This is a genomic window from Ensifer sp. R1-3 (genome assembly GCF_056739175.1).
In genome coordinates this window covers 2,224,019-2,238,479 of record NZ_CP096515.1, presented here as the reverse complement: position 1 = coordinate 2,238,479, position 14,461 = coordinate 2,224,019, and the positions used below count along the sequence as shown (strand labels likewise).

Below are 14,461 nucleotides of genomic sequence, written 5' to 3'. Positions count from 1 at the left end.
CCATTTGGTTGGAAATCGGCCGGCGCATCAGTCTTAAGTTCAAGATCACCCGCCGATATCCGCGGAGCTTGACCAAATGCAAGGAGTACGATTTCCTCACACGGGGCTTTGGTCTAGATTCCTACCGGCGGTTGCCGCGCAAGACAGGTGCGGGGGGCCCTTCGGGGGATTTCCACGGAGAGAGGCATGCTGAACGAATTCAAGGAGTTTATCGCCCGCGGCAACGTCATGGACCTTGCGGTCGGCGTGATCATCGGTGCGGCCTTTAGCAAGATTGTCGATTCGGTCGTCAATGATCTCGTTATGCCGGTCGTGGGAGCGATCACCGGCGGCGGCTTCGATTTCTCCAACTATTTCCTGCCACTCTCCGCCAGTGTCACTGCGCCGACGCTCGCCGCCGCACGCGAACAGGGCGCGGTCTTTGCCTATGGCAATTTCATCACCGTGCTCATCAACTTCCTGATCCTCGCCTGGATCATCTTCCTGCTGATCAAGCTCGTGAATCGCGCGCGTGCTTCGGTCGAAAGGGATAAGGCGCCGGACCCGGCCGCACCGCCGCCGCAGGACATCCTGCTTCTCTCCGAAATTCGCGATCTTCTGAGGCAGCGCGCCTGAGGCGCCGGACACTCGGCGGTCCGGGGCCGCCGGGTGATGGAAACATCACAGAATTCGATAAACAGGTCAGAGAAATTCGCGTGATCGCCGACGCCAAAGCGTCTAGAAACGGCAGGCAATCAGGAGCCCGCCGATGACGATCATGACCAGCCTCAGCCCCCGCGCGACGGCAGCGCCCGAAAGCGGCATCGTCGAAGTGGTCAACTATGCTCGCGGGCGTGAAGGACTGATCCCGCTCTGGGTCGGCGAAGGTGATCTGCCGACGCCGGATTTCGTCAGTCGCGCCGCGGCCGACGCGCTGATGGCAGGCGAGACCTTCTACACCTGGCAGCGCGGCATCCCGCCGCTGCGAGAGGCGCTGGTCCGCTATTACCAGCGCCGGTTCCAGAAGGCGCTTTCGCCCGAGAACTTTTATGTTACCGGTTCGGGAATGCAGGCGATCAAGCTTGCGATCGAGGCGGTAGGCTCTCCCGGCGACGAGGTGGTCCTGCTGACGCCCGCCTGGCCGAATTTCGCGGCCGCTGCGGACCTCTCCGGCGTTCGCCCGGTCGCCGTTCCGTTGCAGTTCGAAGGCGGCAAATGGCAGCTCGATCCCGAACGTCTTCAGGCGGCGATCGGGGAGAGGACGCGGGCGCTTTTCATCAACACGCCGTCCAACCCCACCGGCTGGACCGCCACCCGCGACGATCTCAAGGCCATTCTGGCGCTCGCGCGTAAACATGGACTCTGGATCATCGCCGACGAGATCTACGCGCTTTACTATTATCTCGGCGGCCGGGCGCCGTCCTTCCTCGACGTGATGGAGGAGGAGGACCGCATCCTCTTCGTCAATTCCTTTTCCAAGAACTGGTCCATGACCGGCTGGCGTGTCGGGTGGATCGTGGCGCCGCCGGCGATGGGACAGGTGCTCGAAAATCTCATCCAGTATTCGACCTCCGGTGTCGCGCAGTTCATGCAGCGCGGGGCAGTCGCCGCGCTCGACGAGGGCGACGGCTTCGTCGAAGAGAACATCGCCAAAGCGAAGCGCAACCGCGATACGCTCTGCGACGCGCTGATCGCGACTAACCGCGTCGAAACGCTGAAACCCGATGGCGCGCTTTACGCCTTCCTGAAGATCGACGGCGTCACCGACTCGCGGGCCGCGGCACTCGACATCGTCGACCGGACCGGCGTCGGTCTCGCGCCGGGGACGGCCTTCGGCGAGGGCGGAGCGCTTTTCATGCGCGCCTGCTTCCTGCGCGATCCGCTCCAGATCGCCGAGGCCGCAGAGCGCTTGCAGCGCTACATCCTCAGCCGCTGACGGAGCGTTTTCGACGACGATACTGCCAATCGGTAAAATCCTAGCGATCGGTGCGGCGGACCCTTAACCACACAACCGAGAATAGGTGCTGCGGGCAGGCGAACAGCGCTGCGATTTACCATTTCTGAAACGTGAACTCGTCTTTTCTGATCCCGCATATGCAGGGACAGGGGACGGGAAATGGCGGTATTGGTAACAGGCGGGGCAGGTTATATCGGCAGCCACATGGTCTGGTCGTTGCTCGACGGCGGCGAAGCGGTGGTGGTGCTCGACTGTCTGTCGACCGGATTCCGCTGGGCGGTCGCACCGGAGGCGCGCTTCTACTTCGGCGATGTCGGTGACCGGGCGCTGCTCCAGCGGGTGTTTGCCGAGAACGACATCGACTCGGTCGTCCATTTCGCGGGCTCGGCCGTCGTACCGGAATCGGTCGCCAACCCGCTTGCCTATTATGAGAACAATACGGCCAATACCCGCACGCTCATTGCGGCAACCGTCGAGGCCGGTACTCGCCATTTCGTCTTTTCTTCGACCGCCGCCGTCTATGGAACCCAGGACACGCCCGACCCGGTCAGCGAGACGGCCGCCCTGCGGCCCCAGAGCCCTTACGGCCGCTCCAAGCTGATGTCGGAGATGATGCTGCAGGACGCTGCGGCCGCGCATGATTTCCGCTTTGTCGCGTTGCGCTATTTCAACGTGGCCGGGGCCGACCCGCTCGGCCGCGCCGGCCAGTCGACGTTCGGCGCCACACATCTGATCAAGGTCGCCTGCGAGGCGGCGCTCGGGAGGCGCCGAAAGATCGATGTCTTGGGCACGGACTATCCGACGGCGGACGGTACCGGCGTCAGAGACTATATCCATGTGAGTGATCTCGTGGCGGCACACAGGAGCGCGCTCGCCTATCTAAGGGCTGGCGGTGAACCGTTGGTTGCGAATTGCGGCTATGGCCACGGCTTCTCGGTGCTGCAGGTGCTCGATACCGTGCGCCAGGTCTCCGGCCGCGATTTTATGGTGGACTACGCGCCGCGGCGCCCGGGCGATCCGGCGCAAATAGTCGCCGACCCGTCCGTAGCCCGGCTGAAGCTCGATTGGGTCCCGACCCATGCGAGCCTTGAGCATATCGTCCGGAGCGCCTTCGACTGGGAAAGCCATCTCAGCCGCAAGAACAGCTTCGACGAGGAACAGGACGAGCGGTTGATCGCCAACGGCTGAGCCCTTTGGCTGAAGCCTTCAGGCGTCGTCCTCTCCGAGCAGTTTCCGCTCATGCGCAATGGCACGCTCGACGAGTTGTCCCCAGAATCGTTCGTAGAAGTCCGGATCGAGGCCGAGCTCGACCGCATTCCGGCGCGCGTTTTCCTTCACCTCCGCCACCCGTGCCGGGATGTCCGCCTTCAGGTTGAGCGGGCGTTTGATCTCCGCGGCCCGCTCGATATAGCCCCACCGTTCGGCGAAAAGCGTCATCAAAGCGCGGTCGAGCCGATCGATCTCCACACGTATGTCGGCCATCGTCGTGCATTCTGCGGGTGTTTTCTGCATGTCGGGTCCTCGCGGAGCGGAGGCCGCTCCATTTGATCGCGCCGAACTGCTAGCAAAGGGAACGCCGGCTGAGAAGGGGTTAAACCGACGCAGCATGGCAGCTCCGCTGCAACGGGGGTTTTCACGCGCCGAGAGCAAGCTTGATCGCAAGACCCACGATGCTGACCGCAGCGACGCCGGCGGCCCAGAGGCCCACGAACCAGAGAAGCTTGCGGGCAGTCCCGCTGGAGCGCGTCAATGGTAGCCCTCCTCCGGATCGACCTTGCCGCGGAAGACCCAGTAGGCATAGGCGGTATAGGCGAGAATCATCGGTACCAGAACAAGCGCGCCGACGAGCAGGAAGGCGAGGCTCTCGTCCGGCGCGGCGGCATCCCAGATCGTCAGCGAAGGCGGCACCATGAAGGGATAGAAGCTGATGCCGATGCCGATATAGCCGAGCACGAACAGGCCGAGCGCGGCGATGAAGGGCTGGACATCGTGCCGGTCGCGGATGCCTTTGAGAAGGAGGTAGAGGCAGCCGAGGACCAACAGCGGCACGATGACGCTGAAGATCGCCGTCGGCCAGCCGAACCAGCGCTCCAGGTAGACCGGCTCAAGAAACGGCGTCCAGAGGCTGACGATGCCCATTGCCGCGACCGTGGCGAGAGCGGTTCGAAGCGCGACGCCACGTGCGCGTTCGGCGAGCTCGCCACGGGTCTTCATCACCAGCCAGGTCGCTCCGAGAAGCGCATATCCGATCACGATCGCCAGCCCGGTTGCGATTGAAAACGGCGTCAGCCAGTCCCACCAGCCGCCGACATAGGCCCGGTTCTCGACCGGGATGCCCTGCACGAGGGCGCCGAGCGCCAGGCCTTGCGCGAAGGCAGCGAGCATCGACCCGCCCGCAAAGGCCCAGTTCCACAGGAATTCGCCGCGCTGCGTGCGCCAGCGGTACTCGAAAGCCACGCCGCGGAAGATGAGGCCGATCAGCATGGCGATGATGGGCGCGTAAAGCGCGGGCAGGATCGTCGCATAGGCGAGCGGAAACACGGCGAGCAGCCCTCCGCCGCCGAGCACGAGCCAGGTTTCATTGCCGTCCCATACGGGGGCAACGGAGTTCATCATGACGTCGCGGTCGTGCTTCTCGGGGAAAAACGGAAACAATATCCCGACGCCGAGGTCGAAACCGTCGAGAACGACATAGGCAAGCACCGCAAAGGCGATGATCGCGGCCCAGATCAGTGGCAGATCAATGGCCATGATGGCCTCCCTGGTTGGCTGTTGCCGGCCCGGGCGTCACTCCGGCCGTGCGCAAGGGTCCTTCGTCGAGTTCGGGCATCGTATCGCGCGGCAGACGTGCCATCAGCCGCAGGATGTAGAAGGTGCCGGCGCCGAAAACGAGGAAATAGACGATGATGAAGGCGACGAGCGAGGCGCCGACAGCCGGCGCTGCGATCGGGGAAATCGAGTCCGCCGTCAAAAGGTGCCCATAGATCGTGTAGGGCTGCCGCCCGACCTCCGTCGTGATCCAGCCGGCAAGCACTGCCACGAAGCCCGCCGGGCCCATGAGCACCGCCGCGCGGTGGAGCGCGGCATTCGTGTCGAGCGTGCCGCGCAGCCGACACCAGAGGCTCCAGAGCCCGAGACCGAGCATGGCGAAGCCGATCGCCACCATGACGCGGAACGACCAGAAGACGATGGCGACCGGCGGGTGCCGGTCCTCGGGTATGGTGTCGAGACCGGCAAGGGGCGCATCGAGCGAGTGCTTCAGGATCAGGCTCGAAAGCTTCGGGATTTCGAGCGCGTAGTCGACGCGCTTCTCGGCGGAGTTCGGCATGCCGAAGAGGATCAGCGGCGCGCCTTCCGGATGGCTTTGATAATGCCCTTCCATCGCCATCACCTTTGCCGGCTGATGTTCGAGCGTGTTGAGTCCGTGCTGGTCGCCGGCGAAGATCTGGATCGGCGCGACGATCGCCGCCATCCACATGGCCATCGAGAACATCGTGCGGGCGCGCCGCGGAGCGGTCTTGCGCAGGAGGTGCCACGCCCCGCAGGCGCCGACGACGAAGGCCGTCGTCAGATAGGCGGCAAGCACCATGTGCGTCAGCCGATACGGGAAAGACGGATTGAAGATCACCGCCCACCAGTCGTCGGGAATGAACTGCCCGGCCTCGTTGACGGAGAAGCCGGCGGGCGTCTGCATCCAGGAGTTCACCGCGAGGATCCAGGTGGCCGAGATCAGCGTGCCGAGCGCGACCATCGCAGTTGCGAAAAAATGCAGCTTCGGGCCGACCCGGTTGAGGCCGAAAAGCATGACGCCGAGAAAGCCCGCTTCGAGGAAGAAGGCGGTCAGCACCTCATAGCCCATCAGCGGCCCGATCACCGGCCCGGCCTTGTCGGAAAACACGCTCCAGTTGGTGCCGAACTGGTAGGACATGACGATGCCGGAGACGACGCCCATGCCGAAAGCGACGGCGAAGATCGTCTTCCAGAAGTTGAAGAGCTCCAGATAGACCTCGTCCTTCTTCCAGAGCCAGAGCGCTTCGAGGACGGCCAGATAGCTGGCAAGTCCGATGGAGAAGGCCGGGAAAATGATGTGGAAGGAGACGGTGAAGGCGAACTGTATGCGTGCAAGGACAGTTGCGTCAAAAGCTTCGAACACGGCGCTGATCCTTTCGGGCGGAAACCGCAAGCTCAGACGCGAACGGCGTCTGATATCTGCGATCTGCATCGTGTGATTGAATCTGACGCAATATTGCCAAAGGTCAATGACGGGCGGATCGCCACGTTGTCACACTGCGGCAATCGTTCGCGCGCGGCATTTTGAACCGCATTGCGGGTCGAAGCAGTCGGGCGCCCGTCCCCAATCTCACCGGCGCGCGAGGTAGGCTTCGGCGAGTTCGGTCCAGAAGGCAGCGCCGATCGGCAGCAGATCGTCGTTGAAATCATAGCCGGGGTGGTGGAGCGATTTCTCCTCGCCCGTCACCCGCGAGCCCAGGAAGAAATAGCTGCCGGGCCTTTCCTTGAGCATATAGGCGAAGTCCTCGCTTCCCATGAACGGCCGGGCGAGATCGACGACCTTGTCGGCGCCGGCGAAGCGGATGGCGGCCTCTCGGAGGAAATCCGTCTCCGCCTTGTGGTTGATCGTGGCGTCGTAGCTCCGCTCGTAATCGACGGTTGCGCGCATGCCGAAGCTTGACGCTTGAGCCTCGGCGATCATCCGGATGCGGCGTTCGAGCTCGTCGCGGACCGCGGGATCGAAGGAACGTATGCCGACGACGATCTCCGCGCGCTCCGGGATGATGTTGCTCGCCGAGCCCGCGTGAAATGCGCCGACGGTCACGACGGAGGGGTCCATCGGGTGGATGTTGCGTGCGACGATGGTCTGCAGCGCCATGACGATGCTGGCGCCGCAGACGATCGGATCGGCCGTCGCCTGCGGCTCGGCGCCGTGGCCGCCGCGGCCGTGAACGGTGATCCGTGCCTCGTCGACCGCCGCCATGATCGGGCCTTCGCGCAGAGCGAACTGGCCGAAGGGCAGGTTCGGTTCGTTGTGGAGCGCGAACACGGCGTCGCAGGGAAATCTGTCGAAGAGACCCTCGTCGACCATGATCTTCGCGCCACCGGCATTCTCCTCCGCCGGCTGAAAGATGAGGTGGATCGTGCCGTCGAAATTCCTTCGCTCGGCAAGCGCGCGGGCGGCGCCGAGCAGCATCGCCGTGTGGCCGTCATGACCGCAGGCATGCATCAGGCCCGGCTTCGTGCTTGCATAGGCGACCCCGGTTTCCTCCTGGATCGGCAGCGCATCGATATCGGCGCGGATGCCGATCGAGCGCGACCCGGTGCCATTCCTTAGCGTGCCGACCACGCCCGTTTTCGCGATGCCCGTCGCCACCTCATAGCCGAGCTCTTCGAGGTGGCGGGCGATGAAGGCGGATGTCCGCGTTTCTTCGAGCCCAAGCTCGGGATGGGCATGCAGATCGCGCCGGATGGCGACGAGTTCCGGCATGGCATTGTCGATGGCGGCGGAAAGCTTCATGTCAGGCACCACGGGTGGGTATGCGGTTTTCGAAGTAACGGAAGGCCACGACCAGGATGGCGGTCAGGCACATGTAGATGGCCGCGAGCAGCAGGAGCGGCTCATAGGTCAGGTAGGTTTCCTGCCGCACCTTCGAGATCACCGCATAGACGTCGACGACGGTGATCGTCGCGACGAGCGGCGTGGATTTCAGCTGCAGCACGGTCTCGCCGTTGAGGGTGGGCAGCGCGCGGTGGATCGCCCGCGGCAGCCAGATGCGCCGGAACATCGTCCAGCGGCCCATGCCGTAGGCACGGGCGGCCTCCAATTCCCCGGACGGCACGCCGGCGAACGCGCCGCGCATGACCTCGCCCTCATAGGCGGCGAAGGATACCGTGAGCGCCGCCACCCCATAGGGCCAGGCCTCGCGCAGATACGGCCAGAGAAAGGATTGCCGGATGGCCGGGAACTGCGGAAACAGCGAGCCGAGCCCGTAATAGAGGAGCCACAGCTGCAGCAGCAGCGGCGTCCCGCGGATGACGGTACAGAAGATGCGGGCCGGAGCCTTGAAGAACCATGGCCCGGTCACCTGGGCGAGGCCAAGCGGCACTGCCAGGAGGAAGCCGAGGATCGCCGTGCTGAAGAGCATCGCCAGGCTCACGAGAATGCCGGAGCCGAGCCTCGGCAGGTAGCGCGGCAGCCAGTCCCAGCGCATGAAGACCGCGACCGCCACCACGAGCGCCGCGAAGAGAAGCATCAGCACGATGCGATGAGGCTTGAGGAAACTCTCCTTTCTCGGGAGGTCTTCCGGCGTGTATGCGAGCGCGTGGGTGGTTTCGTCGGTCATCGTTGCTCCGCGAAGCCGCGCCGCGCATGGCGTTCGAGCATGCCGATGAAGACGTTGGAAACGAGCGTCAGCGCCAGATAGAGCGCGCCGGCGGCGCAGAAGAAGAGGAGATAGGCCTTGGTGGCGCCTGCCGCCTGCCGCGTGACGAGCGTCAATTCGCTGAAACCGACGACAGCGAGCAACGCCGTGTCCTTGGTGGCGATCAGCCACAGATTGGCAAGGCCGGGGATGGCATAGGGCAGCATCGCCGGAAGCGTGATGCGCCGCAGCACCAGGAGCGGCGACATGCCGTAGGCGCGTGCCGCCTCGATCTGGCCGGCGGGAACCGCCTTGATCGCGCCGCGAAGCACCTCCGTCGAATAGGCGCCTTGCACGACCCCGATCACGAAGATACCGGCCACGAGCCCGCTGATATCGACGGCTCCGACCCCGATGGCGCCAAGGAGCTGGTTCAGAAGATCGGTGCCGGCATAGTAGAGGAGCAGGATGAGCACGAGCTCGGGCACCGCGCGAACCACCGTCGTGTAGCACTCCAGGAGATCGCGAAGCACCGGCCCGCCATAGAGCTTGCCGAAGGCCCCGCCGATACCGAGTGCGAGCCCGAGCGCATAGCCGCCGACTGCGATCTCGATCGAGCTGAGGAAGCCCTGCAGCAGGACGCCGCCCCAGCCGGGCGCCGAGAGCGAAAGCAGGCTCCAGTTGATAAAGGAATCCCCGAGCAAGGCAGCCTCTTAAACAAGAGCGGGATCATGGGCGATGCCCGCAATGCGCATCCCGCTCGAACACGAATTCAAGGCCGGCGGTCGCCCGGACCGCCGGCAGGTCGCGGTTATCCGCCGTAGATGTCGAAGTCGAAGTATTTCTTCGAGAAGGCGTCGTAGGTACCGTTCTCGCGGATCGCCTTGATCGCCGCGTTGACCTTTTCCTTGAGTTCCGTCTCTCCCTTGCGCAACCCTACGCCGACGCCGGGCCCGATGACGTCGACGTCTTCGGCGACTTCGCCCTTGTAATCGCAGCACTGCTTGCCCTGGTCGCTTTTCAGGAAGGCATCTAGGGCGATCGCGTCAGCCTGGACGGCATCGACGCGGCCGGCGGCGAGATCCTGGTTTGCCTCGTCCTGCGTCTGATATTCCTTCACTTCGACGCCGGCCGGCGCAAAGTGTTTCATGGCATAGGCCTGGTGCACGGTGGACACCTGCACCCCGATCGTCTTGCCGGCGAGACCCTCCGGCGTCGGCTTGATGTCGTCGCCCTTGGCGCCGATGATGCCGGTCGGCGTGTTGTAGTACTTGTCGGAGAAGTCGATGGTCTTCAGCCGCTCCGCGGTGATCGACATGGAGCCGATGATCATGTCGATCTTCTTCGAGGTCAGCGCCGGAATGATGCCGTCCCAGGCAACCGGGGTGACGACGCAATCGAGCTTGGCCTCGGCGCACATGGCCTTCATGAACTCGATCTCCCAGCCTTCCCAGTTGCCGCTGGCGTCAGGTGAGGTGAAGGGCGGATAAGGCTCCGCCGCGATTCCCACCTTGACCTGTTGGGCCGAGGCGGCGGCCGCGCCTGTGATCGCAAGAGCGGCGGCGAGCGCCACGAGTTTCAACGTCTTCTTCATGCCGTTCCCTTTTTTGATTGTCGAGCATTGCGGAATTCAGTGAATGGAGCTGATGAACTTCTTGAGCCTTTCGGATTTCGGAGCGCCGAAGATCGCCTCTGGCGGACCCTGTTCCTCGATCACGCCGTTGTGCAGGAAAACGATGTGGTTGGCGACGTCACGCGCGAATTTCATCTCATGGGTCACGAGCACCATCGTCCGCTCTTCCCGCGCCAGATCGCCGATGACCGAAAGCACTTCGCCGACGAGCTCCGGATCGAGCGCAGAGGTCGGCTCGTCGAAGAGCATGACCAGCGGCTGGATCGCAAGCGCCCGGGCAATGGCGGCGCGTTGCTGCTGACCGCCTGACAGGAAAGCCGGATAGGCATCCCGCTTCTCGTAAAGGCCGACCCGGCGGAGCAGCGCCTCGGCCGTCTCGACTGCTTCAGCCTTGGTTTTGCCGAGTACGTGCACCGGCGCCTCGATGACGTTCTGGAGAATTGTCATGTGCTGCCAGAGATTGAAGCTTTGGAAAACCATGCCGAGCTGGGTGCGGATCCGCTGGACCTGCTTGCGGTCGGCCGGCATCAATCCGCCGTGGCCGTCCGGCTTCATGCGGATCTCTTCTCCGTGCACGCTGATCTGGCCGGCCGAGGGCAGTTCCAGCATGTTGATGCAACGGAGAAGCGTGGATTTACCGGAACCGCTGCCGCCGATGATCGCGATAACGTCGCCCTGCCGCGCGCTCAGCGACACGCCCTTCAGCACTTCCAATGGCCCGAAACGCTTGTGGAGGTCGGTAACCGCGATTGCCTGGGCCGCATCCGTCATCGGCGCGCGGCTCCTCTCGTTCGCGGAACGCTGGTTGAAGCCATAAAAACAGTTCCCCTGGTCTTTCTCTCGTGCAGCATCTTCGGCTTGTCACGCTGTTTCTGGATGGCATCGTTGCACTTGTGTCGCTATTATTCAAGCGTATAATAATACCCGCGTCGATTTTCTGACGCTCCTCGCAACAACGGTCATCCCCGGGAGCAACGCATGAGCCCAACCGGTTCGCAGGCAATGACGATCTGGCTGAACGGCACGGCGCGGGGCATGCGGTGAACCGGCGCAGCTTTTATCGCGCCCCCGAGGGCGAGCGGCGCCAGGAACTGATCGAGGCGACGCTGGACTGCATTTCGGAATTCGGCCTCAAGGGAGCGACCGTCCGCCAGATCGCCGTTCGCGCCGGCGTTACCGCAGGGCTCGTCCGCCATTATTTCGAATCCAAAGACCAGATGGTTGCGGAGGCTTACCGCGCCGTCATCGCCTCTCTCACGGAGAAGGCGAAGAATGTCGAGGGCGATCCGGCGACGCGTCTCAAGGACTTCATCGCCATCAATCTGACCGAACCGGTCGCCGACAGCCGCAGCATCTCTCTCTGGGCCGCCTTCATCAGTCAGGTGCGGGTCGATCCGGTGCTCGCGGAAATCCATCGCGACGGCTACCTCGCCTTCCGCAACGCGTTGCAGGAGTTGCTCAGCGATTTTCTTTCGGCCAAGGGCCGGCCTGCCGATCCCGAGGAGTGCCGCCGCTACGCAATCGCGATCAACGGCCTCGTGGACGGGCTCTGGGTCGAAGGCTGCCTCGCCGGCGATCTCTTTCGAGAGGGCGAACTGGTCGGCATCGCCATGGCCTCGGTCGAAGCCCTGCTCGGCCTTCGGATTGAAAAATAGAAATCGAATGAGGGAGTGAATTCTTGCGCTACGCGTCGATCACATCACGTCTTGCCGAGCTCGGTTCCGGCAAATGGACGCTGCACACCCGCGCACGTCAGCTGAAGGCGAGTGGCGCCGAGCTCATCGAGCTGACCATCGGCGAACCGGATCTGCCGCCGGACCGCGCGCTTCTGGAAGAGTGCCAGCGGGCCATGAATGCGGGACGCTACCGCTATTCAAACGGCCGCGGGGAGCCGGCAGTCGTGGCGGCGCTTACCGAAAGATACCGCCGCCGCCGTGCTGCCGTGACCGCGGAGAACATTCTTTGCTTCCCGGGAACGCAGACGGCGCTCTTTGCCGTCATGTTCGCGCTCGCCGAGGCGGGAGACGGCGTGCTCGTCGGAGACCCCCTGTACGCGACCTATGAAGGCGTCATCCGGTCCACGGGGGCCCATCCGGTATTCGTACCGCTGAACCCGGAAAACGGCTTCCACATGCGGGCGGAGGATCTGGAAAAGGCGGTCACGCCCGAATGCCGCGTGCTGCTCCTCAATACGCCGCACAACCCCACCGGCGCCGTTTTGACGGCGGAAGAGATCGCGGCGATCGGTGAAGTCGCGCGGCGGCACGATCTCTGGATCGTCTGCGACGAGGTCTATGAGGAGCTCGTCTTCGATGCGCTCTTCGCCTCGCCATTCGACAATCCCGATCTTGCCGAACGCACGGTCGTCGTCTCGTCCATCTCGAAGTCGCATGCAGCACCCGGCTTTCGCAGCGGCTGGGCCGTCGGCCCGGCCGAGTTCACCGAGCGCCTGCTGCCGATTTCCGAGACCATGCTTTTCGGCCAGCAGCCGTTCATCGCCGATATGACCGCTTACGCGCTGACGCATGACATCGATACGGCGAGGCAGATGCGGGAATCCTACAGCCGGCGCGCCCGGCGGATCATCGACGGTCTTGCGGGGGCGTCCGGGGTTTCGGTGCTGCCGCCGGAGGCCGGTATGTTTGCGCTGATCGACGTCTCCGGCACGGGCCTCTCCGGCGAAGCCTTCGCCTGGGCACTCCTGGAAGAGGAGGGCGTTGCGGTGATGCCGGGGTCCTCCTTCGGCGACAAGGCACGCAACTTCCTGCGCGTGAGCCTGACCGTTCCGGATGCCGCCATCGAGGAGGCATGCCGCCGCATCGCCGCGCTCGCCGAACGCTGCACCATCCGCAAGGAGCGCCGCGCATGACCGTCGAATCGAAAACCGTCGGCGAGACCCTCGTCGATCTCCTGGAAGCAAACGGCGTGGAGGTCGTATTCGGCATTCCGGGCGTGCATACGGTCGAACTTTACCGCGGCCTTGCCGCATCTAGAATTCGCCACGTCACGCCGCGTCACGAACAGGGTGCCGGCTTCATGGCCGACGGATATGCGCGCGTCAGCGGCAAGCCGGGCGTGGCGCTCGTGATCACCGGCCCGGGCCTTACCAACACGATCACCGCCATGGCGCAGGCCCGGCAGGACTCGATTCCGATGCTGGTGATCTCCGGCGTCAACCGCCGGGATTCCCTCGGTCATGGCCGGGGACTGCTGCACGAGCTGCCCGATCAGAATGGAATGATGAAGACGCTGGCGCTCTATTCGCACACACTTCTCAACCCCGCCGATCTGCCGCTCGTCGTCGACCGCGCCTTTGCCGTTCTGCTTTCCGGCCGGCCAGGCCCGGTCCATATCGAAATTCCGACCGACGTGATGGCCCTGAAGATCGAGGGCCGGCCGGCAAAGCCGGCGGCGGCGACGCGCCCGCGCTCCGACAGCGAAACGCTGCAGACGGCGGCGATCCTCTGCGCGGAAGCCGCGCGGCCGGTCATCCTGTGCGGCGGCGGCGCCCTGACCGCGGAAGCGGAAGTGCGCGAACTCGCCGAGCGGATCGGCGCGCCGGTGGTCACGACGGTCAACGCCCGCGGCATGCTTGCCGGCCATCCGCTCCGGGTGCCGGCAAGCCCGAGCCTCAAGGCGGTCCGCGCGCTGCTGCGGGAGGCGGATCTCGTGCTGGCGCTCGGCACCGAGATGGGCCAGACCGATTATGATCTCTATGCGGATGGCGGCTTTCCGCTGCTGAAGAACCTTATTCGCACCGACATCGATGCGGCGCAGCTCGCGCGTGGGCCGCAAGCTGCGCTTTCGATCCTCTCCGGCGCGAAGGCTGCGACTGCGGGCATTCTCGGCTTCCTGCCGGACCATGCGGCGGCCAAGGATGGGAGCTTGCGGGCGGAGGCCGCGCGCAAGGCGGCGCTTAAGGAGCTGACACCGAAAATGCTTGCGGAAATCGGCGTCGTCGAGGCGATCTACCGGACGCTCCCCGACTGCACCATCGTCGGGGACTCGACCCAGGCCGTCTATGCCGGCAACCTCTATTGCGACGCGCCGCGGCAAAGAGCCTGGTTCAATTCGGCGACGGGCTACGGCTCGCTCGGCTATGCGCCTCCCGCTGCGGTGGGCGCTGCGGTCGCCGATCGTGGGCGGCCGGTCATATGCCTCGTCGGCGATGGCGGGTTCCAGTTTTCCCTGGCCGAGATCGGCTCGGCGGTGGATGCGGATGCCAGGGTCGTCTTCCTCGTCTGGAACAATGACGGATACCGTGAGATCGAATCCTACATGGTCGAATCGGGGATCACGCCGGAAGGTGTCAAACCTTCCGCACCCGATTTCCTGCTGACCGCCAAAGCCTACGGCCTGCCCGCTGAGCGGCTGGGGACCGTGAAGGATCTGCCGCGCGCGCTCGCCGATGCGGCGTCCCGCCCGGGGCCTTCGCTCATCGAAATCCATCAGGAAAGAACCGCCGGCGCCACTGCGTGACGGCCCGGATTTGACTTTTCCGGCCCGGAGTGATGTTAA

At 64.2% G+C, this 14,461-nt stretch carries 14 protein-coding genes; 6 read left to right on the top strand and 8 right to left on the bottom strand.

From position 1 onward, the window contains the following. Nucleotides 1-186: 186 nt before the first annotated feature. The 3 genes from mscL to galE all read left to right on the top strand — a co-directional run bounded on the left by mscL (nt 187) and on the right by galE (nt 3,124). On the top strand, nt 187-615 hold the full coding sequence (gene mscL / locus M1D43_RS10805) for a large conductance mechanosensitive channel protein MscL (protein WP_003530102.1): 429 nt from the start codon (nt 187-189) through the stop codon (nt 613-615). 133 nt (nt 616-748) lie between these two features. Next, nucleotides 749-1,915 (top strand): pyridoxal phosphate-dependent aminotransferase, encoded by a 1,167-nt coding sequence (locus tag M1D43_RS10800; RefSeq protein WP_153313160.1) that lies wholly within the window; start codon nt 749-751, stop codon nt 1,913-1,915. 180 nt (nt 1,916-2,095) lie between these two features. Next, nucleotides 2,096-3,124, top strand: a complete 1,029-nt coding sequence (gene galE / locus M1D43_RS10795) for a UDP-glucose 4-epimerase GalE (RefSeq protein WP_153313159.1) — start codon at nt 2,096-2,098, stop codon at nt 3,122-3,124. Nucleotides 3,125-3,142: 18 nt separating this feature from the next. Here galE and M1D43_RS10790 read toward each other — a convergent pair whose 3' ends face one another. The 8 genes from M1D43_RS10790 to M1D43_RS10755 form a co-directional block, all read right to left on the bottom strand. Continuing rightward, complete coding sequence (locus M1D43_RS10790) at nt 3,143-3,448, bottom strand: chorismate mutase family protein (RefSeq protein ID WP_010968657.1); 306 nt, start codon at nt 3,446-3,448, stop codon at nt 3,143-3,145. Between the two features lie 234 nt (nt 3,449-3,682). Further along, nucleotides 3,683-4,687: a cytochrome d ubiquinol oxidase subunit II gene (gene cydB, locus M1D43_RS10785; RefSeq protein WP_013843940.1), complete on the bottom strand. Its 1,005-nt coding sequence runs from the start codon at nt 4,685-4,687 to the stop codon at nt 3,683-3,685. Further along, nucleotides 4,677-6,158: a cytochrome ubiquinol oxidase subunit I gene (locus tag M1D43_RS10780; protein ID WP_010968659.1), complete on the bottom strand. Its 1,482-nt coding sequence runs from the start codon at nt 6,156-6,158 to the stop codon at nt 4,677-4,679. Before M1D43_RS10780 ends, cydB begins: the two co-directional genes overlap by 11 nt. A gap of 138 nt (nt 6,159-6,296) precedes the next feature. Beyond that, on the bottom strand, nt 6,297-7,466 hold the full coding sequence (locus tag M1D43_RS10775) for a M20 aminoacylase family protein (RefSeq protein WP_014526598.1): 1,170 nt from the start codon (nt 7,464-7,466) through the stop codon (nt 6,297-6,299). A gap of 1 nt (nt 7,467) precedes the next feature. Beyond that, nucleotides 7,468-8,292, bottom strand: a complete 825-nt coding sequence (locus M1D43_RS10770; protein ID WP_013843943.1) for an ABC transporter permease — start codon at nt 8,290-8,292, stop codon at nt 7,468-7,470. Next, the gene (locus M1D43_RS10765) at nt 8,289-9,014 is read right to left on the bottom strand and encodes an ABC transporter permease (protein WP_010968661.1); all 726 of its coding nucleotides are present in this window, start codon (nt 9,012-9,014) and stop codon (nt 8,289-8,291) included. Before M1D43_RS10765 ends, M1D43_RS10770 begins: the two co-directional genes overlap by 4 nt. A gap of 107 nt (nt 9,015-9,121) precedes the next feature. Further along, nucleotides 9,122-9,904, bottom strand: a complete 783-nt coding sequence (locus tag M1D43_RS10760; protein ID WP_003530910.1) for a transporter substrate-binding domain-containing protein — start codon at nt 9,902-9,904, stop codon at nt 9,122-9,124. Between the two features lie 36 nt (nt 9,905-9,940). Then, nucleotides 9,941-10,714 (bottom strand): ABC transporter ATP-binding protein, encoded by a 774-nt coding sequence (locus tag M1D43_RS10755; protein WP_013843945.1) that lies wholly within the window; start codon nt 10,712-10,714, stop codon nt 9,941-9,943. A gap of 269 nt (nt 10,715-10,983) precedes the next feature. Between M1D43_RS10755 and M1D43_RS10750 the strand changes: the two genes are divergently transcribed. Genes M1D43_RS10750 through M1D43_RS10740 form a run of 3 tightly spaced genes read left to right on the top strand, consistent with a single transcriptional unit; the run spans nt 10,984 to nt 14,422 of the window. Then, the gene (locus tag M1D43_RS10750; protein ID WP_013843946.1) at nt 10,984-11,598 is read left to right on the top strand and encodes a TetR family transcriptional regulator C-terminal domain-containing protein; all 615 of its coding nucleotides are present in this window, start codon (nt 10,984-10,986) and stop codon (nt 11,596-11,598) included. 23 nt (nt 11,599-11,621) lie between these two features. Then, nucleotides 11,622-12,812, top strand: coding sequence for a pyridoxal phosphate-dependent aminotransferase (locus M1D43_RS10745; RefSeq protein WP_153313157.1), 1,191 nt, complete (start codon nt 11,622-11,624; stop codon nt 12,810-12,812). Beyond that, on the top strand, nt 12,809-14,422 hold the full coding sequence (locus M1D43_RS10740) for a 5-guanidino-2-oxopentanoate decarboxylase (RefSeq protein ID WP_498813954.1): 1,614 nt from the start codon (nt 12,809-12,811) through the stop codon (nt 14,420-14,422). Before M1D43_RS10745 ends, M1D43_RS10740 begins: the two co-directional genes overlap by 4 nt. Nucleotides 14,423-14,461: the final 39 nt, after the last annotated feature.

Excerpts from the sequence above, each read along its gene's own strand:
- mscL (WP_003530102.1), top strand. The coding sequence starts at position 187 with ATGCTGAACGAATTCAAGGAGTTTATCGCCCGCGGCAACGTCATGGAC.
- M1D43_RS10800 (WP_153313160.1), top strand. The coding sequence starts at position 749 with ATGACGATCATGACCAGCCTCAGCCCCCGCGCGACGGCAGCGCCCGAA.
- galE (WP_153313159.1), top strand. The coding sequence starts at position 2,096 with ATGGCGGTATTGGTAACAGGCGGGGCAGGTTATATCGGCAGCCACATG.
- M1D43_RS10790 (WP_010968657.1), bottom strand. The coding sequence starts at position 3,448 with ATGCAGAAAACACCCGCAGAATGCACGACGATGGCCGACATACGTGTG.
- cydB (WP_013843940.1), bottom strand. The coding sequence starts at position 4,687 with ATGGCCATTGATCTGCCACTGATCTGGGCCGCGATCATCGCCTTTGCG.
- M1D43_RS10780 (WP_010968659.1), bottom strand. The coding sequence starts at position 6,158 with ATGCAGATCGCAGATATCAGACGCCGTTCGCGTCTGAGCTTGCGGTTT.
- M1D43_RS10775 (WP_014526598.1), bottom strand. The coding sequence starts at position 7,466 with ATGAAGCTTTCCGCCGCCATCGACAATGCCATGCCGGAACTCGTCGCC.
- M1D43_RS10770 (WP_013843943.1), bottom strand. The coding sequence starts at position 8,292 with ATGACCGACGAAACCACCCACGCGCTCGCATACACGCCGGAAGACCTC.
- M1D43_RS10760 (WP_003530910.1), bottom strand. The coding sequence starts at position 9,904 with ATGAAGAAGACGTTGAAACTCGTGGCGCTCGCCGCCGCTCTTGCGATC.
- M1D43_RS10755 (WP_013843945.1), bottom strand. The coding sequence starts at position 10,714 with ATGACGGATGCGGCCCAGGCAATCGCGGTTACCGACCTCCACAAGCGT.
- M1D43_RS10740 (WP_498813954.1), top strand. The coding sequence starts at position 12,809 with ATGACCGTCGAATCGAAAACCGTCGGCGAGACCCTCGTCGATCTCCTG.